This is a genomic window from Aeromonas sp. 9A (assembly GCF_963900955.1).
Taxonomy (GTDB): domain Bacteria; phylum Pseudomonadota; class Gammaproteobacteria; order Enterobacterales; family Aeromonadaceae; genus Aeromonas; species Aeromonas salmonicida.
In genome coordinates this window covers 3,322,754-3,341,175 of sequence record NZ_CAWRFG010000001.1, presented here as the reverse complement: position 1 = coordinate 3,341,175, position 18,422 = coordinate 3,322,754, and the positions used below count along the sequence as shown (strand labels likewise).

Genomic DNA, 18,422 nt, shown 5'->3' with positions numbered 1-18,422 from the left:
CTGCTATTTGCACCTCAGCGACGTCGCTTGTTCCCCCCCAGCAGAGAGCCGAGCACCCCGCGTACCAGCTGGCGCCCCACTTCGTTGCCTATGGTGCGTGCCACGCTCCTGGCTGCGGTCTGCACCACACCGTCATGCTGGCCTCCGCGCGGGCCTGTGCGGCCAAACAGAATGCCGTTGAGGGTATCGAGCAGACCTCCAGTCGCTGGCGGCGTCTCTGTGGGGTCAGTCAGCGAGCCTGCATTTTCCCTCTTGCCGTCATTGAGCCGCTCGAAGGCTGACTCGCGATCCTCGCGAGTCTCGTATCTGCCATAGAGCAGTGATCCCCGGATCAGGGCAAGTCGCTCTGCCTCGCTCAGTGGCCCGATGCGGCTGGCGGGCGGGGCGATAAAGGCGCGTTCCACCACACTCGGGCGACCCTTCTCATCAAGCAGGGAGACCAGGGCTTCGCCCACCCCCAGTTCTGTGATGACGTCAGCCGCGTCGAAGGCCGGATTGGCACGTAGCGTGTTGGCGGCGATCCGCACCGCTTTCTGGTCACTCGGAGTAAAGGCGCGCAGCGCATGCTGCACCCGATTACCCAATTGCCCCAGCACGCTGTCGGGAATATCGACCGGGCTCTGGGTCACGAAATAGACGCCCACTCCTTTCGAACGGATAAGGCGCACCACCAGTTCTATTTTTTCCAGCAGCGCCTTGGGAGCATCGTTGAACAGCAGATGGGCTTCGTCGAAGAAGAACACCAGCACGGGTTTGTCCGGATCGCCCACTTCGGGCAATTGCTCGAACAGCTCGGACAGCAGCCAGAGCAGGAAGCAGGCATAGAGGCGGCTGGACTGGGTCAGTTTGCTGGCCGCCAGCACATTGATATGGCCGTGGCCGACCTCATCGGTTTGCAGCAAGTCCTGAATGTCCAGCATGGGCTCGCCGAAGAAGTGATCGCCACCCGCGCTCTCCAGGGTGAGCAGGTTGCGCAAGATGGCGCCGATGGAGGCGGTCGACACATTGCCGTAGCGAGTGGTCAGGGATTTGGCGTTCTCACCGGTAAATTGCACCATGGCGCGCAGGTCTTTCAGATCGAGCAGCAGCAAACCCTCGTCGTCCGCCACCTTGAATACCAGCTCCAGCACCCCGCTCTGGGTGTCGTTGAGGCCGAGCAAACGGGCCAGCAGCAAGGGACCCATGTCGGAGACGGTGGCGCGCACCGGGTGCCCCTGTTCGGCGAACAGATCCCAGAAGAGGGTCGGGCTGGCGGCAAAGGCGGGGGCTGGGATGCCGAGCTGGGCAAGTCGGGCATCCAGCTTGCTCGACCTGGCACCGGCGGCGCCCAGGCCGCTGAGATCCCCCTTCACATCGGCCAGAAAGACCGGGACTCCCTGGCGGGAGAATCCCTCCGCCAGTACCTGCAGTGTGACTGTTTTACCCGTGCCGGTGGCACCTGTGATGAGACCATGGCGATTGGCCATGGCCGGTAGCAGGGAGAGTGGTTGGCCATTGGCATAGGCCAGTGTCAGTGGTGTGGCCATGGTGGACTCCTTGTCCTGGCAGGTGGTGTGGGGCAGCTAGCTACAAGGAGTGTGGCGGCAGAGCCAAATGATGGCAAGCGGGGGCAGGCAAGGGATAAGGGGAAGCAAGGGGATAGCCCCCTTGTCAGGACAAGCTCTGTCTTGACAAGGGGTTGCCGGGTCAGCGGGGACGGATCAGCTTGCCCAGTTGCAACAACAGTAGCGTCAGCACAGCCCCCAGAATAGCCGTCAGCACCGCCAGCAAGAGGCTGCCGAGCAGGAAAGGGGGCACCAGGGTTGCCGCTTCGTGCTCAAGCCAGTGCAGGGACCAGGTGAGATGGAATGGCTCCGGCGTCTTGTGCAGCACCAGACAACCGGTGCGGTAGGCATAGAGATACATGAAGGGGAGCGTCACCGGGTTGTTGAACCAGACCGCCAGCAGGGCCAGTGGCAGATTCAGACTGAACGCCAGCGCCAGAGCGACGGCGATCAGCGAGTGCATGGGGACCGGGATCCAGCAGGCGAAGATACCGGCCGCCACGGCGCCGCTCAGGGCGCGACAGCCACCTTGCCACAAGGCAGGTGCCAGCAGGCGATCGCCAAACAGCGCGAACCACTTCTGCTGGCGCAGGGTATCGGGGTCGAGTTTGAGACGGGGCAGCTTCATGCACGGGCCTTGCGGCGGCGCCATTGACGAATGATGCTCAAACGCCACATCAGGCGGATCGTGACATAGCCGAGCACAGAACTCAGCATCGCCAGCGCCAGTGACCCCAGCAGCAGGGGCGGTGCCACGGTTTCAAACACAGAGCTCAGCCAGTGCCAGGTAAACTCGATGTCGACATGCTGGGCGGGGTGGCCGAGCAGCAGGCAGCCAACCCGATAGGCGGCATAAAACAGGGGAGGCATGGTAATGGGATTGGTCAGCCAGACCAGGGCGACAGCCAGCGGCAGATTGACCCGGCAGGCGATGGCGCCGCCAGCCGCCAGCAGCATCTGGCAGGGCACGGGGATCCAGGCCATAAAGAGGCCGACCCCGAAGGCGCCAGCGGCGGAACGGCGATTGAGGTGCCAGAGGTTGTTGTCGAGCAACAGGTTACCAAACAGCTGCAAGCGCTTGTTTTCTTTGAGCGTCTTCTGATCCGGCATCCAGCGTTTGATGATTCGTTTGGGCATATTGAAACCTTGCTAAATACTTGCACCATGGATCTGCGCTTGTTGTCGTTTGCCCTGGGGGCAAGCTCCTCGTTACTCTGGCCATGGTTGCCTTCCATCGCATGGGGGGGCGTCATGCTCTGCCTGCTGGTTCCCCTTGCATATTATCGTGCCTGGCGGCTGTTGTTTCTCCTGCTCGGCATCCTCTGGATGCAGGCCAATCTGTCATATCGACTCGCCTGGTTGGATCAACTGGGAGCGCAGGGGAGCCACATCATAACCGCACGGCTGCAAAGTGCAGAGCCTCAGGGTGATAAATTTGTCCGGCTGCTGCTGCGGGTGACCTCCCTCGATGAGCGAGAGGTGACGCCTGAGCCCCTGATCCGGGTCAACGCCTATCAACAGTTGCCAGCCATGCCGGCGGGCAGCTCAGTGACCCTGGTGACGTCGTTGAAACCGGCCCATGGTCTTGCCAACGAGGCGGGGATGGATGGGCGACGTCTGCTGCTTGGCAAGGGGATCACCGCCACCGGCAACCTGCGCCGCGTCATCGAGATAGAGGTTGCTTCCCCGGGATTGCGTGATCGCTGGCTGGCAAAGGCCACCGCCAGTTGGCAGGGATTGGCCCAGGCTCCCTTGCTCGCGGCCCTCACCTTTGGCGAGCGCAGCGGTATCAGCGATGAGCAGTGGGATCTTTTTCGTGGCGGCGGTCTGACCCATATCATCGCCATCTCCGGTCAGCATATCGCATTGGTCGCCGTTCTCGGCTGGTGGCTTGGGCGGCTGTTCGGGCTGAGGGGGGCCATTGTGGTCGCCCTGCTGTTTGCCGCCATTTACAGCTGGCTCGCAGGGTTTGCAGTGGCCACAGAGCGTGCCCTCATCATGGTGCTGGTGTGGAGTCTGTTGCGCTGGAGCAAGCGGGATTGGCCCGCCTATCGGGTCTGGTTGTGGGCGTTTGTGGTGCTTTGCCTGTGGGATCCTTTTGCTCTCTATTCGGCCGGATTCTGGCTCTCGTTTCTGGCGGTCGCCATCTTGCTGCTGGTGGGCTATCTCAATGCCAAGCCGCGGTTGTGGCAGCTCCAGTTATGGTTGTTACTCGGTCTGTTACCCCTGCAACTGGCACTGTTCGAGGGCGTAGCGCCACTGGCCATGATGATCAACCTGCTGGCGTTGCCGCTGTTCTGTATTGTCATTATTCCGCTGGCCTTGCTCGGTGTTCTCTGTTCGCTGCTTTCACCCGCTGTGGGCCATGGGCTCTTCTGGGTGGCAGATCTGGGTCTCGGTTGGGTGACGGGCCTGCTCGGCTGGTTGGCTGCCAGATTCCAGCTCTGGTGGCCACTTCCCGGCTGGTGGGTACCGCTGTGCGCCCTGCTGTTATTGCTCTGGCTCGGTTGGCGCTGGTATCAGGCGTGCTGGATCTGGTTGCCAGGTGGTGTCGCTCTGTTATTGGCTTGTTGGCCTGTTTCCGAAGGGTGGCAGTTGCGTGTGCTGGATGTGGGGCAGGGGTTGGCGGTGCTGATCAGCCGAGGTGAGCGGGCCATCCTCTATGATACCGGCGACAGTTATCCCGGCGGCTACAACATGGCGCAAGCGGTGATCTTGCCTGTGTTGGGTCATCTTGGGATCAAGCAGCTGGACCGGCTCATTATCAGCCATAAAGACAGGGATCATGCCGGTAATCGCCAACTGCTGCTGAAGGCATTGCCGGTGCGGGGGGAGTTATCCTCGTTTGCATTCGAGCCGGCAGTGTTGCTATGCGAGCGTGGCCAGCAGTGGCGCTGGCAAGGGTTGACGTTTGCGGTGCTGTGGCCAGAACGTCCTGGGCATGGCCGCAATAACGACAGTTGTGTGGTGCGCATCAGCGATGGCCAACACAGCGTGCTGCTCAGTGGGGATATAGAGCAACGTGCAGAGCAGCGCCTGGTGTTGCTGGAGGGAGAAGGGCTGGCCAGCACCCTGTTGGTGAGTCCTCATCACGGCAGTCGCACCTCATCCACTGTGCCCTTTGTCGAGGCTGTGGGGGCGGGCTATGTGGTACACAGCGCAGGGTATCTCAATCAGTGGGGTTTTCCTCGCCCCGAAGTGGTTGCCAGGTATGGACAGGCTCGCCAATGGGTGACCGGACAGGATGGCGCCATCCTGATTGAACCCGCGTCTGGCGGGCTCAATATCCGCGCCGAGCGCGACTTGGGGCCCTGGTATCGACGAGGTGGCAGCTGGTGGATGCCCAAGCATTGGCCTGGGCATTAATCCGTCATTTCCCCCTTGGGTTACGGGTATCGAGATGGCGGCGCTTGGTGGATGTTCAAGTTTTGGCTTGGGCATTAATCCGTCATTTCCCCCTTGGGTTGCGGGTATCGAGATGGTGGCGCCTGGTGGATGCCCAAGCATTGGCCTGGGCATTAATCCGTCATTTCCCCCTTGGGTTGCGGGTATCGAGATGGCGGCGCCTGGTGGATGTTCAAGTTTTGGCTTGGGCATTAATCCGTCATTTCCCCCTTGGGTTGCGGGTATCGAGATGGCGGTGCCTGGTGGATGTTCAAGTTTTGGCTTGAGCATTAATCCGTCATTTCCCCCTTGGGTTGCGGGTATCGAGATGGCGGTGCTTGGTGGATGCCCAAGCTTTGGCTAGAATACCCCGTCATTTCCCTTATTAACGGCTATTCATGCAACAAGAAACCTCACAAGACAGCTGGCCTGTCTTCAAGCGTCTGCTCGGTTATGTCCGGGATCGCAAGTTGGGTCTGGTCGGCGGCATCATAGGGATGCTGGGCTATGCCGCCGTGGATACCACCTTCGTCTACTCCATCAAGCCGCTGATCGATCAGGGCCTCAATGGCAATGACAGCAGTGTGCTGAAGTGGATGCCTTTCTTCGTGCTTGGCATCGTTGCACTGCGTGGCTGTGCCACCTTCCTCTCCAACTATTGCATGGCCTGGGTCGGCAACCATGTGGTGATGCGGCTGCAACAGCAGGTGTTCAGTCACCTGATGGCCATGCCCATGAGTTTCTTCGACCGACAGAACACCGGCAACCTGCTGGCCAAGGTGACCTATGATGCGGGTCAGGTCTCCTCTGCTGCCAGCTCCACCCTGGTCTCGCTGGTGCGGGAAGGGGCGACCGTGATCGGTCTGCTCGGTCTGATGTTCTGGCACTCCTGGCAGTTGTCGGTGATCTTCCTGGTGGTAGGCCCGGTCGTCGGGATCCTCATTGGTCTCATCAGCCGGCGTTTTCGCAAGATCAGCCGCCACATACAGCAGGCGGTGGGCGACATCACTACCTCGACCGAGCAGATGCTCAAGGGTCATAAAGAGGTGCTGATGTTTGGCGGTCAGCAGGTGGAAGAGAAACGTTTCTTCCGCGTCAGCAACCATATGCGTCAGCAGACCATGAAGATGGTGGCTGCCGATGCCATCGGCAGCCCCATCGTCCAGATGGTGGCCTCCGTTGCGCTGGCCGTCTTCCTCTACGTGGCCACCATAGACTCGGTCAAGGCGACCCTGACAGCCGGTACTTTCACCGTCATGGTCACCTCCATGATGATGCTGCTCAAGCCGCTCAAAAGCCTGACCGACGTGAACAACCAGTTCCAGCGCGGCATCACCGCCTGTCAGAGCCTGTTTGGTCTGCTCGACTCCACCCCTGAAGAGGACACAGGTACCCGAACCCTGGATCGTGCCCGTGGCGAGATCGAGTTTCGCAATGTCACCTTTACCTACCCGACCAAGGACACCCCTGCGCTGCACAACGTCAGCTTCAAGGTGGAAGCGGGCAAGTCCGTGGCCCTGGTGGGACGCTCCGGCTCCGGCAAGAGCACCATCGCCAGCCTGCTGACCCGTTTTTACGACGTGGAGCAGGGCGAGATCCTGCTGGATGGTGTCAACATTCGCGAGTACCGCCTGAGCGAGCTGCGCAAGCAGTACGCCCTGGTTTCCCAGCATGTGCACCTGTTCAACGACACTGTCGCCAGCAACATCGCCTATGCGGCGGAAGAGCGTTACAGCCGGGAAGAGATCCAGCAGGCGGCACGCATCGCCCATGCCGACGAGTTCGTCAGCAAGATGACCCAGGGTTACGATACCGTGGTCGGCGAGAACGGGGCTTCGCTGTCCGGTGGTCAGCGTCAGCGTATTGCCATCGCCCGCGCTCTGCTGCGCGATGCCCCCGTCTTGCTGCTGGATGAAGCGACCTCGGCACTCGATACCGAGTCCGAGCGTCACATCCAGGCTGCCATCGACGAGCTGTGCAAGGCGCGCACCTCCCTGGTGATCGCCCACCGTCTCTCCACCATAGAGAAGGCGGACGAGATCCTGGTGATCGACGAGGGTCATATCGTCGAGCGCGGCAATCATGAGGCCCTGATGGCCAACCAGGGTACCTATGCCCAGCTGCGCGCCATCCAGTTCGGCAACACTTCCGTGGGTAACAAGGGCTAATGCTGCAGCAACTCTGGTACGGCAAGAGCGGCTGGCGCTGGTTGCTGGCCCCTTTTGCCCTGTTGTTTGCCATTCTTAGCGGCGCGCGCCGCTTCGCCTATCGGCGTGGTTGGTTCAAAGCCTATCGTGCCACTGTCCCTGTGGTGGTGGTGGGCAATATCTCGGTGGGCGGCAACGGCAAGACCCCTGTGGTGATCTGGCTGGTGGAGCAGTTGCAAGCTCGCGGATTCAGGCCAGGAGTGGTGAGCCGTGGTTATGGTGGCAAGGCGCCCCATTACCCCTATCGGCTCGATGCCGCCAGCACGACCGCGCAGGCGGGGGATGAGCCAGTGCTGATCGCCCGGCGCTGTGGTTGCCCCGTGGTGGTCGCCCCCAAGCGAGCCGATGCGGTGCGGCTGCTGGAACAAAGCGGTGAGGTGGATATCATCATCACCGACGACGGCCTGCAGCACTATGGGCTGGCCCGCGACATCGAGCTGGTGGTGGTGGATGGGGTACGCCGCTTTGGCAATGCCTGCCTGCTGCCCATGGGGCCGCTGCGCGAGCCTGTTACCCGGTTGAAGCGGGTCGATGCCATCATCTGCAATGGCGGTGAGCCTGCCAAAGGAGAGTATGCCATGCGCCTGGTGGCCGATGTGCCGCGCCGGGTGCGGGATGATGCCCAGGCCACCGAGCCCTTGCCCCGTGCGGTGGATGCCCTGGCCGGGATAGGTCATCCCCCCCGCTTTTTTGCTACCTTGGCCGAGCTTGGGTATGAGTTGCACCAGCAGGTTGGTTATGGGGACCATCATGCGTTTGACCGCGATGAGCTGGTCGCCCGTTTCGGGCAGCGTCTGCTGCTGATGACAGAAAAAGACGCGGTCAAGTGCCGGACGTTTGCGCTGGATAGCTGGTGGTATCTGCCGGTCAGTGCCGAGTTGCCGGCCTCCTTGCTCGATACCTTGCTGCAAAAACTGCCATCGCTGACAGTGCCGCGTTCAGGTTCCGGATTGTGACGCGACATCATAGGGGCCTGGTTGTATCGCCCACTCGACATGGTTGAAGGGGGGTATTTCGGCCCGGAATCGAATATTGAATAGCTCGACATCATAAGGGCCTGGTTGTCTTGCCCGCTCGACATCGTTGAAGGAGTTTATTTTGGCATTGGACATTAAATTGCTCGACATCATTGCTTGCCCGGTTTGCAAGGGGAAGCTGCATTACAACAAGGCCGTGCACGAGCTGGTCTGCCGATTCGACAAGCTGGCCTATCCGCTGGAAGAAGGGATCCCTGTGCTGCTGGAGAACCGCGCTCGCCAGCTCAATAGCGATGAGATGCCGTCATGAGTTTCGTGGTGGTCATTCCTGCCCGCTACGCCTCGACCCGCTTGCCGGGCAAGCCGCTGGCAGATATCCATGGCAAGCCCATGGTGCAGCACGTGGTGGAAAAAGCCCTGCAATCCGGTGCGGATCGGGTGATCGTCGCCACCGATGACGAGCGGGTGCACAGCGCCCTGGCATCTTTTGCCGAACAAGCCGGTGTCGAGGTGTGCATGACATCGCAGGATCACCAGTCCGGCACCGAGCGACTGGCGGAAGTGTGCCGTCACTACGGCTTCTCTGCCGACACTATCGTGGTCAACGTGCAGGGAGATGAGCCACTCATTCCCCCCGCCATCATTCGTCAGGTGGCCGACAACCTGGCTGCGGCGAGCGCGCCCATGGCGACGCTGTCCGTACCCATTCAGGACGCAGAAGAGGCGTTCAATCCCAATGCGGTCAAGGTCGTGACGGACAAGGAGGGCTATGCCCTCTACTTCAGTCGCGCTTGCATTCCCTGGGACAGGGATCGCTTTGCTGCCAGTGATCGCGCTGCTGGGAGCCACGAGCAGATTGGCGGGCACTATCAGCGTCACATCGGCATCTACGCCTATCGCGCCGGTTTCATCCAGCGTTACGTGGACTGGGCGCCGAGCGTGCTGGAACAGGTCGAAGCCCTGGAGCAACTGCGGGTGCTCTGGTACGGGGAGAAGATCCACGTGGCCCAGGCGCTGCAAGCGCCACCGGTCGGGGTGGATACCCAGGCCGATCTGGACAAGGTGCGGGCGTTGCTGGCGAACTGATGCCAGTACAATCAATGTGGCCCTCTGAACGGTGCCTGCAGGCACCGTTTTTTGTGTTGAATCTTTATATAATTATTTGATTACAAACACCATTTACGAGCACTTTCAAACTTTTCCCGCCCATGGTTTGCCAAATGAACGAGTTTGGTTATGATGCAAGACGCCGTGTTAACCCTAACTGGCGTATAACGAGATAAAAAACGGGGTGTTTGGGTGATTAATGTATTCCTGGTCGATGATCATGAGTTGGTGCGTACAGGGATAAGACGCATTTTGGAAGATGTCCGCGGGATCAAGGTAGTGGGTGAGGCACAGAGCGGGGAAACCGCCGTCACGTTTTGCCGTCAGCACCATCCTGATGTGATCCTGATGGACATGAACATGCCGGGCATCGGCGGCCTGGAGGCGACCCGCAAGATACTGCGGATCCGGCCCGATGTGCGCATCATAGTGCTGACCATTCATTCAGAAAATCCGTTCCCAACCAAGGTGATGCAGGCGGGCGCCGCCGGTTACCTGACCAAGGGAGCCGCGCCGGATGAGATGATCCACGCCATTCGCCTGGTGCATTCAGGCCAGCGTTACATCTCCCCCGAGATCGCCCAGCAGATGGCCCTCAGTCAGTTTGCCTCGGCGGACGAGAATCCCTTCAAGTCCCTCTCCGAGCGCGAGCTGCAGATCATGATGATGATCACCAAGGGACAGAAGGTGACTGACATCTCCGAACAGTTGAACCTGAGCCCCAAGACGGTCAACAGCTACCGCTACCGCCTGTTCAGCAAGCTCGACATCAATGGCGATGTGGAGCTGACCCATCTGGCCATTCGCTATGGCATGCTGGATGCCGACACCCTGTAACCGGCTGTCGTGTGGCAAGCAAAGGCGGCCCGGCCGCCTTTTTGCATTTCGCTGGCCTGGCGCAGTATGCTCTCCCCGTTGATGCTGACTTCTATCGTTTTCGCCCCTTTGTGTTGAGTCGAGTAGCCTGATGACTTTTTCTCCCGAGCCCCTTTTTGACTGCAAAGCCTTTTTGAGTGCCGTGACGCGCCGGATCGACGTCTGTTGCCGGAGCCATCATGACGACTTCTGAACCTCTCTTTGACAGCAAGGCTTTTTTGAGTGCCGTGACCCACCAGAGCGGCGTTTACCGCATGTATGACAGCGGCGGCACCGTCATCTATGTGGGCAAGGCCAAGGATCTGAAAAAGCGGCTCGCCTCCTATTTTCGTACCAATGTCGACAGCATCAAGACCCGTACCCTGGTGCGCCAGATCGCCGACATTCAGGTCATGGTGACCCACACGGAGACAGAGGCGCTGATCCTCGAGCACAACCTCATCAAGCAGTACCAGCCGCGTTACAACGTGCTGCTGCGGGACGACAAATCCTACCCCTGGATCATCATCACGGCGCACCAGCACCCCCGCATCGGCGTGCATCGCGGTGCCCGCAAGATTAAAGGGGAGTACTTCGGTCCTTATCCTTCCGGCGGCGCCGTGCGCGAGAGCCTGCACCTGATGCAGAAAATCTTTCCTGTGCGCCAGTGCGAAGACGCCGTCTATGCCAACCGCACCCGTCCCTGTCTGCTCTATCAACTCAAACGCTGCGCCGGTCCTTGTGTCGCCGGTCTGGTGAGCGAGGCTGAGTATGCCCAGCAGGTGGGGATGGCCAAGCTGTTTCTGGCGGGCAAGAACCAGCAGGTGATAGGCGAGCTGGTGGGCAAGATGGAGTCCGCCAGCGGCGATCTACGCTTCGAAGAAGCGGCCCGCTATCGGGATCAGATCCAGGCGCTGCGCCGGGTAACAGAGCAGCAATCGGTGAGCGGCAACGTGCTGGACGACCTTGACGTCATTGGTGTGGCGTTCGAGCAGGGCGCAGCCTGTATCCATGTGCTCTTCATTCGCCAGGGCAAGGTACTCGGCTCGCGAAGCTACTTCCCCAAAGTCCCGAGTGACACGCCCCTCGACGAGGTGGTGCAATCTTTCCTGTTGCAGTTCTATTTGTCGGGGCAGGGGGGCAGGCAGATCCCGAGCGAGGTGCTGCTGGACGTTGCCCTCGAGGATGAAACCCTGATCGCCGACACCCTGAGCCAGACTGCTGGCTACAAGGTGCGGGTGGTGAGCCGTACCCGTGCCGAGCGGGCTCGCTTCATCAAGCTCGCCTCCATCAATGCCGAGACTGCGCTGCGCTCGCGCCTCGCCCACAAGAGCACCACCACGGCCCGCTTCAGCCAGCTGGAAGAGCTGCTGGAGCTGGAGCGCCCCATCGCCCGCATGGAGTGTTATGACATCTCACACACCATGGGGGAGCGCACCGTGGCCTCTTGCGTAGTGTTCAACCGCGAAGGGCCGCTCAGCTCCGAGTATCGTCGTTTCAACATTGACGGCATCACAGGGGGTGATGACTACGCTGCCATGGAGCAGGTGCTGGAGCGGCGCTTTGGCAAGCTGCAAGAGCCGGACAAGGTGCCAGATGTGCTCTTTATCGACGGCGGCCTGGGTCAGTTGCGCCGCGCCGAGGAGATCCTGGCGCGTCAGCAGGAGTTTCTCGGCGGCAAATACCCGCTGCTGGTGGGCATTGCCAAGGGAGTAACCCGCAAGGCGGGGCTGGAGACCCTGATCATGGGGGAGAGCCACGAAGAGCTGCACTTGCCGGCAGATATGCCCGCTTTGCACCTGATCCAGCATATTCGCGATGAATCCCACCGTTTTGCCATTACCGGCCACAGAGCACGGCGCGCCAAGGCCCGTACTAGCAGTACCCTGGAGGACATTCCGGGGGTCGGGCCCAAACGTCGTCAAGCCCTGCTCAAGTATCTGGGGGGCTTGCAGGAGGTGAAAAAGGCAGGGGTGGACGATCTCGCCAAGGTGCCGGGTATCAGCCAGGAGCTGGCCCAGTCGATCCACGATGCACTGCGTTCGCTCTGAACATAGCTCTCAACCCCGGATCCTGATGCACAAGAGCCGTGACGCAAGGGGGCTGAAAATGCCATAATGGCCCGCATCCTGAGGTTATTGATGGATTAATAGACCAAGGCGGGCGCCTGTCCGGTTGCATCCGTGATCGGCTTGGGGCTACCATGTAGCGGCATACAAGAAGTGGCTGAAAATAATGACAAATATTCCTAACCTGCTGACGTTTTTTCGGATTTTGCTCATCCCCGTCTTCGTCATCCTGTTTTATGTTCCCTACCAGTGGTCCTATCTGGCGGCGGCTGTCGTCTTCATTCTTGCGGCCGCGACCGACTGGTTTGATGGCTATCTCGCCCGCAAGCTGAACCAGTCAACCGCCTTCGGTGCCTTCCTCGATCCGGTCGCTGACAAGATCATGGTGGCAGCGGCCCTGGTGGTCATAGTCGAACACTACAACACCATCTGGGTCACCATCCCCGCCATGACCATGATTGGTCGCGAGATCATCATCTCCGCCCTGCGTGAATGGATGGCCGAACTTGGCAAGCGTTCCGCGGTTGCAGTCAGCTGGATTGGCAAGTGGAAGACCATGATCCAGATGGTGTCGCTCACCGGCCTTATCTGGCAATACGACATCTGGATGGTGTGGCTCGCTTACGTGTTGCTGTATGTGGCGACCGTGCTCACTTTCTGGTCCATGTTCCAGTACATGAAAGCGGCCTGGGGCGATCTGACCTACCACTCCCGCTTCTAGTTTCTGCCTTGGCAGAAAACGGCGTTTCCTTGTCGTTGGGGCAGGGAAACACTCATGAGTGGTAAAAGTGCAGGAAAAGGGTAAAAAACACCCGAACGATCAGGGTATTAAATATTTTTGGTTGACTGAGCGAGGAACATCGCTAGAATGCGTCCTCGTAGTCAGGCAGTCAGCCAGACCAATGCGGGAATAGCTCAGTTGGTAGAGCACGACCTTGCCAAGGTCGGGGTCGCGAGTTCGAGTCTCGTTTCCCGCTCCAAATTCAGACAACAGAGAGCCAACTCTCTTTTGCATGGCGCGTTAGCAAAGCGGTTATGCAGCGGATTGCAAATCCGTTTAGTCCGGTTCGACTCCGGAACGTGCCTCCATATTGACAAGCCCGCCACGCGGACTTGATACCGATTGCGGTGCCCGAGTGGTGAAATCGGTAGACACAAGGGATTTAAAATCCCTCGACGTTCGCGTCGTGCCGGTTCGATTCCGGCCTCGGGCACCATTAAAATCAAAGACTTACGAAGGCCACTAGCAATAGTGGCCTTTTTGTTTTCGGCCAAGTGGCGACAGAGTGGCGACAGAGAATGTCAGCGGTTGTCGTTATTTTTCTTGAGGTGTACTATGTACACCATTAGATTGATTGGCTAGAGTGAGTGATGGGTGAGTAACGCCATTGAGTTTATTGAGACATCGATCTTTACCAAGCAGATAAAAGCACTCGCAACAGATGATGAGCTCAGAGCACTACAAACAGAATTGATGATTGATTGGCTAGAGTGAGTGATGGGTGAGTAACGCCATTGAGTTTATTGAGACATCGATCTTTACCAAGCAGATAAAAGCACTCGCAACAGATGATGAGCTCAGAGCACTACAAACAGAATTGATTGCCCAGCCGGAAAAGGGCGATTTGATCCAAGGCACGGGGGGTCTGCGAAAAATTCGCATGGCAACTGGCCAGCAGGGGAAGAGTGGCAGCGCGAGAGTTATCTACTTTCTAGCGACAGCTGAGATGATTTACTTAGTGCTTGCCTATGCCAAGAGTGAGAAAGAAAGCCTAACATCGGCAGAAAAGGCCGAGTTAAAGCGCTTGACCACGTTACTAAAAGGCGAGGTTTAACATGAACATGTTTGACGAATTGAAGGCTTCCCTTGAGGAGGCTGTTGAAATTAAGCAGGGCCTTCTTGAGCCTGCCGTGCGGACTCGCTATGAAGTGGCGGACGTAAAGGCTATTCGCCTCGCACTTAATGTTTCTCAGCAAGAGTTTGCCCAGGCTCTTGGGACGAGTGTTGATACGGTCAAAAGTTGGGAGACCCGACGCCGCAACCCGACGGGATTGGCAGCGAAGGTCTTGACGCTTATGCAAGAAAAGCCAGATCTCTACAGTGAGCTAGCTGCTCACTAATGTGGATTGAGACGATAGAGCGAGAAGAGGCCCCATAATGTGGGCCTCTTCTGCTTTTGGGTGCGGAGAACGCCAAGATGAAGCTCATTTGCTATGACTGCTTCGGTTAACCATCACAACTCANGCATTGGCGCAGGGTCAGCGCTATGGTGGCCCTTGGCCGTGGTGAGATCTGGCGGCATTCAATGAGCAGGCGCTGGTACCCACGCAGGCGCGCACTGGCGCCCCGCAGGTCTTCCCACCAAGCACCCATGCTCATTGCCATTTCAGACATCAGGCGGTAGTTCATTTGATGGTTTCTCCCAGGCCATGCATGGGCGATACATCGGCCCACCAGTTCGCGATGGTGGTGGCCAGCGTGGCTTCACCACTGCCCAGCGCCAGCCAGTACAAGGCTCGGATCGCACCCAGTGCCAGCAGCTCCGCCACCTCGCCGTTCTCTGGGGCGATGAGGTATTCCCCCATCGCCGCTTGCCAGTGTTTGGTCAGCTGGCTGACCGGTGCGGGTGGCTGCATATGGGCGGGGCCTGCTTCACCGCAGCCCGCGTCATCAGCAGGGGCCTCCAGTTCAAACAGGTCTGCTGTCATGCCTCGTCCCCCATCACGGAATCGTCATCCAGCAGATCCTCTTGCTTGCTGGTCACGATCAATTGCACCTGGATGTATTGGTCGCCCGAGTAGAGATCCCCCAGTGCGATACGGTTCTCCTGTTCGCCGCTGGCCAACAGCTCGGTCAGCAGCGGTAACACGGCTAGTTCAGCCCGTTGGGCGATATGAATGGCGTCAATGCTCATACCGGGTTCCTCCGGTTCATGATGAAGAACAGCAAATGCCACCGCTGCTGTAGCTTGGCGTGCATGTTTAGATGCTTGCCTTCACTACCACTTTTTTGAATCGCAGCTTTTTCTGCCAGGCGTAGTGGAAGATCAGCGATATCATCCAAAGCCTCTTGCTCGGATATGGGATGGAAGATCTTGGTCATGCCTTCACCTCTGGCGTTGCGGTGCCGGTCAGCAGCCAGTCGAGGTGCTGTTTCAGGTCGGGATGGTTGGCAATGAGCAGGAACAGGCCACCGCCAATTTCGCGATAGCCCAGCTCGTAGTTCTTGAGCGTGGTCGGGGGAATATCCAGCAGCGCGGCAAACTTGGGGCGGCTTAGCTTCAACTGTTCCCGCAACTGGCGCAGGCGCTTGGCGGCATGATGGTTCAACAGATTGATTTGGGTCGGTTGTGCATTCATGGTCAGGCTCCTTGTTGAGCAGTACAGGGGTTGATGCGGTGAAACAGAGAGGCCCAAGCCAGGGCTGTGGAGCGCTCGATAAGTGCCACGCCGTCCGGGTGTTGGCGAAGGCGGGCGCCATACCGGCCCGTCAGCTTGCGTTGCTGGATGCGAAGGTTGCGCAGGGCGCAGGGGATCGCTAAAGTTGTCATGTCGACTTCCTGTGGAGGTTGTTGATAAGGGCCCGCTTGGAGTTACAGCTCCGTAATGCGGGCTTTTTTATTGCCCGATGGGTCGCGGGCCTTGTCTGCACATCTCGATGCCAGCCGCAACGGCGCGCTTTTGGCGTAGCCTGGCTGCTCGCTCTTTCTTCTCTCTCTCGATATCGCTGATAGGTTTGGTTACCAGTGCCGGGTGCCAGACTTTGCGGTCACAGCCGCCGCGAAACGCTTTCTGATACTCCAGCGCGATCACAGCCAGCCTGATCGCCTCACGCTGTGCATGGGGCAGGGCCGATAGGGTAGCGGTCATCAGTTCGTTCCGTGATTGGCGGGCGATGGCGCAAATCGCGGCCTTCTTGGCTGAACTGAGCGCCAGCCAGTCGGTATCCAGACTGGAGCGATACTGGCCGAGAATTTCACGCAGGTTTAAGAAACCAGCAGTGTTAATGGCGGCCTGCTGGTTTGGTGTCAGGCCGGCGAGGTTGCGTTCGTCGTGGTTAATTTGTTGCTGTTGCATGGGTTACCCCTTACATGGTCGCGGCTTGCATCAGGATGTCTGATGCACAGGCCAGGGCTGGTATCGCTTGAAAGCGTTGTTCGACGTCATGGATCAAGATGGCCAGTGAGCCCATGGCCGAGGTGGCCACGCTCACCAGGGTGTTGCGTTCAGAACGGGTGATCCGGCCGCGTTCGGTCAACTCCAGTGCTCGCTGGCCAATGCTGGCGATCTTGGCGTTCAGGTCGATCGCCTGATGGGGCAGGGAAGGGGCGCGTTCTGCCTTGGGGATTGCCACTGCTGTGAGGCCACACTCCATCAGCACGCCGTCGAACAGTGTTTCGTCCCCCTCGGTAGCGTGGTAGATGGCCACCAGATCCCGGGCAGTCAGCTGATGGGGTTGCTCGGGGTTGAGCTTGTTGCGCAGTATCTGCTCACCGAGACCTGCTGCACGGGCAACCTCGGCCAATGAATGGCTGGCGGCAAAACGCGAGCAGGCGGAATTGAAGTGCTGTAGAAAATCCGGCTGTTTGGCGGTGCATTGTTCAAACATGGCCCTAAGCCTCCTGTTTGCGCGACACTCTGGGAGTGCGCACAGGCTTGGCGGCAGGCACAGTGCCCTGCTGATTCATGGCCTGCTGTGTGTAGAGCACTAGGTTGATCAGCACTTTTTCAGCACGCCCCTGTTTGGGCATGATGGGGATACGACCGGCTCGCACGTAGTTCTCCACCGTGCGCTGGGTCAGGCCGGTACGCTCAGAGAAGCTTTCGACTGTACAAACCGGGGTATCGATATGAATGGGGGCTATGATCATGGTATTGCCTCCTGCGGCTAAGTTACGCGCGGCCTTGCGCGGCTTGGGACTGATCGGCTTTCAACTTGCCGCCAGTCAGCACTTCGATCTGGTAGGCACGGCCTTTTGGGATGGTGTCTCCCCAGCGAGATACAGCGGGCTCTGAAATGTTCAGATTTCTGGCCAGCTCTGCAGCGCTTCCGAAGTAACTGATTGCATCTTCTTTTTTCATAACCGTCCTTTTTTTCGACCTTAAGTTAGGATTGTTTGAAGGCTAACTTAACTTCGGTAAAGGATCAACCTTTTGTTCGGATTGCCGAGGTTAAGCTAGAGCGATGACAATTAGTGATCGCATTTTCAGTAGACGAACGGCTCTGAATCTTTCGAAGACGGCACTTGCTAAAGCTATTGGTGTGAGTGATGTTTCGGTGGGGAAATGGGAGTCCGGTTTAAACCAGCCAAAAGGCCGCTATCTCAATGACTTAGCGGCAGCGCTGGGGGTGACGGTTGACTGGCTTTTGGCTGGTAGCGGTGATGGACCAGAGCAGCCTATACCTGGTTATCACAACGTCGAACCGGCAGTAATACCGCAGGGCAAGCGGATCCCCGTGATCAGCTATGTCCAGGCGGGCAACTGGCGCGAGATGTGTGAGCAAGCCACTACCTTTGATGGCAATGTTGAGTATGTGACGGCCAGCGTCGACATTGGGCCCTGTGGTTTTGGCCTCTGGATGCGTGGCGATTCCATGTTGCCGCAGTTCAAAGAAGGGGATTTGATTATCGTTGATCCCGATGAAGTCCCCCAACCAGGGGATTACGTTGTGGCGAGGAACGGCAACAATGAAGCTACCTTCAAGAAGTATCGGCCCCGCGGTGTCGACGAGAACGGGCAAGAGGTGTTTGAACTTGTCCCCCTCAACGATGATTACCCCTCCATGCACTCCGATAGGCAGCACATCCAGATCATCGGCGTGATGGTAGAACACAGATCATATAGAAAAAGACAAACAGGGCGCTAATACGCACTGTTCTCCCTAGTCACGCCTTTGCTGGAGGTACTATTAGAGAGGACGAGCGACAGCTGGAATTTTAATATTACGGTTGTGATCCTATTGAGTCTTTGTGTATGATTACGCTATCCCTAAATGGGTATGAAGTTGCTCTTTAGCAACTCTTACTATCTGTGGTGATACGTAGAAGATTGACTCAAGAAGGAGTATTAAAATGGCTTGTTCGTGTTGTGGTCAGCAGTTGAATGTTGGGATGATTTACAAGCGTGATGCGGCCGGTCAAGAGTACAAATCTTGCCCGCGCTGCTCAGATACGAATGGAAATGAGCATGTGTTTCATCCATATCCCGCTGCGTTTGGTTTTGCTGAGGCTAGAGTGAACCCTAGAAATCCTCATGGTGATCAGAGTTACTGTGTTG

23 protein-coding genes and 3 tRNA genes are annotated in these 18,422 nt (G+C 58.4%); 14 read left to right on the top strand and 12 right to left on the bottom strand.

Annotated features, from left to right (window positions below; all coding sequences use genetic code 11):
- Positions 1 to 14: 14 nt before the first annotated feature.
- The 3 genes from AACX78_RS15455 to AACX78_RS15445 form a co-directional block, all read right to left on the bottom strand.
- Positions 15 to 1,526: a helicase HerA-like domain-containing protein gene (locus tag AACX78_RS15455; protein WP_159166734.1), complete on the bottom strand. Its 1,512-nt coding sequence runs from the start codon at positions 1,524 to 1,526 to the stop codon at positions 15 to 17.
- 160 nt (positions 1,527 to 1,686) lie between these two features.
- Complete coding sequence (locus AACX78_RS15450; protein WP_159166733.1) at positions 1,687 to 2,172, bottom strand: DUF2062 domain-containing protein; 486 nt, start codon at positions 2,170 to 2,172, stop codon at positions 1,687 to 1,689.
- On the bottom strand, positions 2,169 to 2,681 hold the full coding sequence (locus AACX78_RS15445; RefSeq protein WP_021139626.1) for a DUF2062 domain-containing protein: 513 nt from the start codon (positions 2,679 to 2,681) through the stop codon (positions 2,169 to 2,171). The genes AACX78_RS15450 and AACX78_RS15445 overlap by 4 nt, the downstream gene beginning before the upstream one ends.
- Before the next feature lie 27 nt (positions 2,682 to 2,708).
- Here AACX78_RS15445 and AACX78_RS15440 point away from each other — a divergent pair, with 27 nt between their 5' ends.
- From AACX78_RS15440 to nadS, 13 genes are all read left to right on the top strand, one after another.
- Positions 2,709 to 4,910 (top strand): DNA internalization-related competence protein ComEC/Rec2, encoded by a 2,202-nt coding sequence (locus AACX78_RS15440; protein ID WP_201302870.1) that lies wholly within the window; start codon positions 2,709 to 2,711, stop codon positions 4,908 to 4,910.
- Between the two features lie 416 nt (positions 4,911 to 5,326).
- Entirely contained in the window at positions 5,327 to 7,096 is a 1,770-nt protein-coding gene (gene msbA / locus AACX78_RS15435) for a lipid A ABC transporter ATP-binding protein/permease MsbA (protein WP_111587599.1), read from the top strand.
- A complete protein-coding gene (gene lpxK / locus AACX78_RS15430; protein ID WP_159166731.1) occupies positions 7,096 to 8,091 on the top strand; it encodes a tetraacyldisaccharide 4'-kinase in 996 nt (331 codons plus the stop codon). The genes msbA and lpxK overlap by 1 nt, the downstream gene beginning before the upstream one ends.
- Before the next feature lie 142 nt (positions 8,092 to 8,233).
- Positions 8,234 to 8,422, top strand: a complete 189-nt coding sequence (locus tag AACX78_RS15425; protein ID WP_005320086.1) for a Trm112 family protein — start codon at positions 8,234 to 8,236, stop codon at positions 8,420 to 8,422.
- The gene (kdsB, locus tag AACX78_RS15420) at positions 8,419 to 9,198 is read left to right on the top strand and encodes a 3-deoxy-manno-octulosonate cytidylyltransferase (RefSeq protein WP_058394168.1); all 780 of its coding nucleotides are present in this window, start codon (positions 8,419 to 8,421) and stop codon (positions 9,196 to 9,198) included. The genes AACX78_RS15425 and kdsB overlap by 4 nt, the downstream gene beginning before the upstream one ends.
- A gap of 213 nt (positions 9,199 to 9,411) precedes the next feature.
- Positions 9,412 to 10,056, top strand: a complete 645-nt coding sequence (uvrY, locus tag AACX78_RS15415; RefSeq protein WP_005320080.1) for a UvrY/SirA/GacA family response regulator transcription factor — start codon at positions 9,412 to 9,414, stop codon at positions 10,054 to 10,056.
- 218 nt (positions 10,057 to 10,274) lie between these two features.
- Positions 10,275 to 12,125, top strand: coding sequence for an excinuclease ABC subunit UvrC (gene uvrC, locus AACX78_RS15410; protein ID WP_159166730.1), 1,851 nt, complete (start codon positions 10,275 to 10,277; stop codon positions 12,123 to 12,125).
- Positions 12,126 to 12,309: 184 nt separating this feature from the next.
- Positions 12,310 to 12,864 carry a CDP-diacylglycerol--glycerol-3-phosphate 3-phosphatidyltransferase gene (pgsA, locus tag AACX78_RS15405; protein ID WP_059113890.1) on the top strand — a complete coding sequence of 185 codons (555 nt, stop codon included), beginning with the start codon at positions 12,310 to 12,312 and terminating at the stop codon, positions 12,862 to 12,864.
- A gap of 183 nt (positions 12,865 to 13,047) precedes the next feature.
- Positions 13,048 to 13,123, top strand: a tRNA-Gly gene (locus tag AACX78_RS15400).
- 35 nt (positions 13,124 to 13,158) lie between these two features.
- A tRNA-Cys gene (locus tag AACX78_RS15395) sits at positions 13,159 to 13,232 on the top strand.
- A gap of 41 nt (positions 13,233 to 13,273) precedes the next feature.
- Positions 13,274 to 13,360: transfer RNA gene (locus AACX78_RS15390), tRNA-Leu, on the top strand.
- A gap of 285 nt (positions 13,361 to 13,645) precedes the next feature.
- A complete protein-coding gene (locus AACX78_RS15380) occupies positions 13,646 to 13,978 on the top strand; it encodes a type II toxin-antitoxin system RelE/ParE family toxin (RefSeq protein ID WP_005320072.1) in 333 nt (110 codons plus the stop codon).
- A 1-nt stretch (position 13,979) separates the two neighbouring features.
- Positions 13,980 to 14,264, top strand: a complete 285-nt coding sequence (gene nadS / locus AACX78_RS15375) for a NadS family protein (protein WP_029303943.1) — start codon at positions 13,980 to 13,982, stop codon at positions 14,262 to 14,264.
- Between the two features lie 285 nt (positions 14,265 to 14,549).
- Here the strand turns inward: nadS and AACX78_RS15370 are convergent, their stop codons facing one another.
- The 9 genes from AACX78_RS15370 to AACX78_RS15330 form a co-directional block, all read right to left on the bottom strand.
- Positions 14,550 to 14,852, bottom strand: a complete 303-nt coding sequence (locus tag AACX78_RS15370) for a hypothetical protein (protein WP_159166729.1) — start codon at positions 14,850 to 14,852, stop codon at positions 14,550 to 14,552.
- Positions 14,849 to 15,058 carry a hypothetical protein gene (locus AACX78_RS15365; RefSeq protein ID WP_103472448.1) on the bottom strand — a complete coding sequence of 70 codons (210 nt, stop codon included), beginning with the start codon at positions 15,056 to 15,058 and terminating at the stop codon, positions 14,849 to 14,851. Before AACX78_RS15365 ends, AACX78_RS15370 begins: the two co-directional genes overlap by 4 nt.
- Positions 15,055 to 15,246: a hypothetical protein gene (locus AACX78_RS15360; protein ID WP_159166728.1), complete on the bottom strand. Its 192-nt coding sequence runs from the start codon at positions 15,244 to 15,246 to the stop codon at positions 15,055 to 15,057. The genes AACX78_RS15365 and AACX78_RS15360 overlap by 4 nt, the downstream gene beginning before the upstream one ends.
- The gene (locus tag AACX78_RS15355) at positions 15,243 to 15,503 is read right to left on the bottom strand and encodes a helix-turn-helix domain-containing protein (RefSeq protein WP_159166727.1); all 261 of its coding nucleotides are present in this window, start codon (positions 15,501 to 15,503) and stop codon (positions 15,243 to 15,245) included. The genes AACX78_RS15360 and AACX78_RS15355 overlap by 4 nt, the downstream gene beginning before the upstream one ends.
- A 2-nt stretch (positions 15,504 to 15,505) precedes the next feature.
- Entirely contained in the window at positions 15,506 to 15,694 is a 189-nt protein-coding gene (locus AACX78_RS15350) for a hypothetical protein (protein WP_159166726.1), read from the bottom strand.
- Positions 15,695 to 15,761: 67 nt separating this feature from the next.
- On the bottom strand, positions 15,762 to 16,220 hold the full coding sequence (locus AACX78_RS15345; protein ID WP_159166725.1) for a hypothetical protein: 459 nt from the start codon (positions 16,218 to 16,220) through the stop codon (positions 15,762 to 15,764).
- 10 nt (positions 16,221 to 16,230) lie between these two features.
- The gene (locus AACX78_RS15340) at positions 16,231 to 16,752 is read right to left on the bottom strand and encodes a phage regulatory CII family protein (RefSeq protein WP_159166724.1); all 522 of its coding nucleotides are present in this window, start codon (positions 16,750 to 16,752) and stop codon (positions 16,231 to 16,233) included.
- Between the two features lie 4 nt (positions 16,753 to 16,756).
- Positions 16,757 to 17,014: a regulator gene (locus AACX78_RS15335; RefSeq protein WP_159166723.1), complete on the bottom strand. Its 258-nt coding sequence runs from the start codon at positions 17,012 to 17,014 to the stop codon at positions 16,757 to 16,759.
- Positions 17,015 to 17,036: 22 nt separating this feature from the next.
- Complete coding sequence (locus AACX78_RS15330; protein WP_159166722.1) at positions 17,037 to 17,225, bottom strand: Cro/CI family transcriptional regulator; 189 nt, start codon at positions 17,223 to 17,225, stop codon at positions 17,037 to 17,039.
- A 103-nt stretch (positions 17,226 to 17,328) separates the two neighbouring features.
- Here AACX78_RS15330 and AACX78_RS15325 point away from each other — a divergent pair, with 103 nt between their 5' ends.
- Positions 17,329 to 18,012, top strand: a complete 684-nt coding sequence (locus AACX78_RS15325) for a LexA family protein (protein WP_159166721.1) — start codon at positions 17,329 to 17,331, stop codon at positions 18,010 to 18,012.
- Positions 18,013 to 18,422: the final 410 nt, after the last annotated feature.

What these genes read in the sequence shown, in the direction of transcription:
- pgsA (WP_059113890.1), top strand. Translation starts at nt 12,310, where the DNA reads ATGACAAATATTCCTAACCTGCTGACGTTTTTTCGGATTTTGCTCATC.
- lpxK (WP_159166731.1), top strand. Translation starts at nt 7,096, where the DNA reads ATGCTGCAGCAACTCTGGTACGGCAAGAGCGGCTGGCGCTGGTTGCTG.
- uvrC (WP_159166730.1), top strand. Translation starts at nt 10,275, where the DNA reads ATGACGACTTCTGAACCTCTCTTTGACAGCAAGGCTTTTTTGAGTGCC.
- AACX78_RS15355 (WP_159166727.1), bottom strand. Translation starts at nt 15,503, where the DNA reads ATGAATGCACAACCGACCCAAATCAATCTGTTGAACCATCATGCCGCC.
- nadS (WP_029303943.1), top strand. Translation starts at nt 13,980, where the DNA reads ATGAACATGTTTGACGAATTGAAGGCTTCCCTTGAGGAGGCTGTTGAA.
- kdsB (WP_058394168.1), top strand. Translation starts at nt 8,419, where the DNA reads ATGAGTTTCGTGGTGGTCATTCCTGCCCGCTACGCCTCGACCCGCTTG.
- AACX78_RS15365 (WP_103472448.1), bottom strand. Translation starts at nt 15,058, where the DNA reads ATGAGCATTGACGCCATTCATATCGCCCAACGGGCTGAACTAGCCGTG.
- msbA (WP_111587599.1), top strand. Translation starts at nt 5,327, where the DNA reads ATGCAACAAGAAACCTCACAAGACAGCTGGCCTGTCTTCAAGCGTCTG.
- AACX78_RS15455 (WP_159166734.1), bottom strand. Translation starts at nt 1,526, where the DNA reads ATGGCCACACCACTGACACTGGCCTATGCCAATGGCCAACCACTCTCC.
- AACX78_RS15330 (WP_159166722.1), bottom strand. Translation starts at nt 17,225, where the DNA reads ATGAAAAAAGAAGATGCAATCAGTTACTTCGGAAGCGCTGCAGAGCTG.
- AACX78_RS15445 (WP_021139626.1), bottom strand. Translation starts at nt 2,681, where the DNA reads ATGCCCAAACGAATCATCAAACGCTGGATGCCGGATCAGAAGACGCTC.
- AACX78_RS15325 (WP_159166721.1), top strand. Translation starts at nt 17,329, where the DNA reads ATGACAATTAGTGATCGCATTTTCAGTAGACGAACGGCTCTGAATCTT.
- AACX78_RS15450 (WP_159166733.1), bottom strand. Translation starts at nt 2,172, where the DNA reads ATGAAGCTGCCCCGTCTCAAACTCGACCCCGATACCCTGCGCCAGCAG.
- AACX78_RS15360 (WP_159166728.1), bottom strand. Translation starts at nt 15,246, where the DNA reads ATGACCAAGATCTTCCATCCCATATCCGAGCAAGAGGCTTTGGATGAT.
- AACX78_RS15340 (WP_159166724.1), bottom strand. Translation starts at nt 16,752, where the DNA reads ATGTTTGAACAATGCACCGCCAAACAGCCGGATTTTCTACAGCACTTC.
- AACX78_RS15345 (WP_159166725.1), bottom strand. Translation starts at nt 16,220, where the DNA reads ATGCAACAGCAACAAATTAACCACGACGAACGCAACCTCGCCGGCCTG.
- AACX78_RS15440 (WP_201302870.1), top strand. Translation starts at nt 2,709, where the DNA reads ATGGATCTGCGCTTGTTGTCGTTTGCCCTGGGGGCAAGCTCCTCGTTA.
- AACX78_RS15350 (WP_159166726.1), bottom strand. Translation starts at nt 15,694, where the DNA reads ATGACAACTTTAGCGATCCCCTGCGCCCTGCGCAACCTTCGCATCCAG.
- AACX78_RS15370 (WP_159166729.1), bottom strand. Translation starts at nt 14,852, where the DNA reads ATGACAGCAGACCTGTTTGAACTGGAGGCCCCTGCTGATGACGCGGGC.
- AACX78_RS15335 (WP_159166723.1), bottom strand. Translation starts at nt 17,014, where the DNA reads ATGATCATAGCCCCCATTCATATCGATACCCCGGTTTGTACAGTCGAA.